At 69.0% G+C, this 1,347-nt stretch carries 1 protein-coding gene; it reads right to left on the bottom strand.

Going from position 1 to position 1,347, the window contains the following annotated elements; translation table 11 throughout:
- Positions 1-14: 14 nt before the first annotated feature.
- Positions 15-740, bottom strand: coding sequence for a hypothetical protein (locus tag FNH08_RS50135; protein ID WP_152778683.1), 726 nt, complete (start codon positions 738-740; stop codon positions 15-17).
- Positions 741-1,347 lie beyond the last annotated feature (607 nt).

Here is a 1,347-nt window from a genome sequence, read left to right as displayed (position 1 = left end):
GGGCGGGCGGGGGACTACTTCGTGAGTTCGGCGCGCTCGGCGATGAGGTCTTCCATCGTGAACTGGAGGGTGGTGATCTGGCCCGTGAGCTGAGCGGCGGGAGCCATGTCGGGGGTGATGTCGGCGCTCTGCGGGGCGGTGGTGGCCGAGAGCTCGTCGCGCTGCTTGGTGAGCTCTTCGATCCGCTCACCGATGGACATGATCTTGCAGCTCAGGTCGTCGGCCTTCTTCGAGATCGCCTCGGCGCGCTGCGGGGCGAGGGACGCGTTGTAGGTCGCGGTGAGCTGGTCGTAGTCGTCGCGCGCCTGCCAGTTGCGGACGAGAGCCGTGACCAGGTCGGTGGTACGGGCGCTGGTGTTGGGAGTGGCACCACCGGCGCTCGTGCCGGTGCCGGTGGAGGCTCCGGCCAGGTCGCGCAGCCGGAACACGGAGGTCTCGTCGACGAGGTCAGCCGGGTTGACCAGCTGGTGACCGACCACGCAGGGGAGGCTGGCGCTGCCGAGGGCGGGGACGTTCGTGCGCTGGTGGCGGTCGGTGGGCGACCCGCCACCGAACTGGATGTTGACCAGACCATCGACCTCCGGGAAGGCGTGGTAGTCGGGGTGGATCACGAAGGTGCCGACGGGGAACGCGCCCATCTGACCGACGCGCTTGACGTTGTAGACCGCCTCGCCGTGCTCGCCGATGGTGACCTCGGCGGTGAAGGTGCGGCCAGCGGCGGTCTTGAGGGTCTCGGTCATGGTGTCCTCCTGGACAAGGTGGTGGTAGGGCGGGGTGTTCCCTGCGCCCTTCGATAACTCCACTCTACACGCAAAAAAAGAGTTAAGCAATACTGAGACTGTTCGCGCGTTCTCGTAGGTCAGCAGCAGGGACGGGGGTCCTGTGGCACGCGTCCGTGGCGGGACGGCCGGGACGTAGGAGGCCGGAGACCCGATCGCGGGGAGGGGCGATCTCTCCGTAGGCTCGGCCGTAGGCAAGGGCCCAGATGGGCGGTCTCCGGCGGCAGTCTCCGCACCGTCACCAGCACGGGGCCGGAGGGGAGAACTCTCCGGCCCCCACAGCGCGCACTGCGCCGCATCGCAGTGTTCCGCCCCGGTTGTCGGCCGCCCGGCCACGCGGCGACTGGCGGGGTAGCGCACGGTCGGCACCTCCCCGGGGGAGTGAAGTCTCTGGTCGCGAGGGTCGCTTGGAGACCTCGCACGCCTCGTCAGCTCTCGGCTGGGACAGCCGGGCTCCTATTTCGGCACCGCGCCGCAGCCTCAGCAGAACCTGCCGTCTCCCGACAGCAGAGGTGCCGTCCCCAACTGGCAGTCGCTTTCCGCCTGAGCGGAGCCACAGGGGACGCCA

The sequence above is a fragment of the Streptomyces spongiae genome (assembly GCF_009377185.1).
Lineage (GTDB): Bacteria > Actinomycetota > Actinomycetes > Streptomycetales > Streptomycetaceae > Streptomyces > Streptomyces spongiae.
The sequence above is the reverse complement of the archived record's forward strand: the minus strand, read 5'-3'. Positions and strand labels throughout refer to the sequence as shown.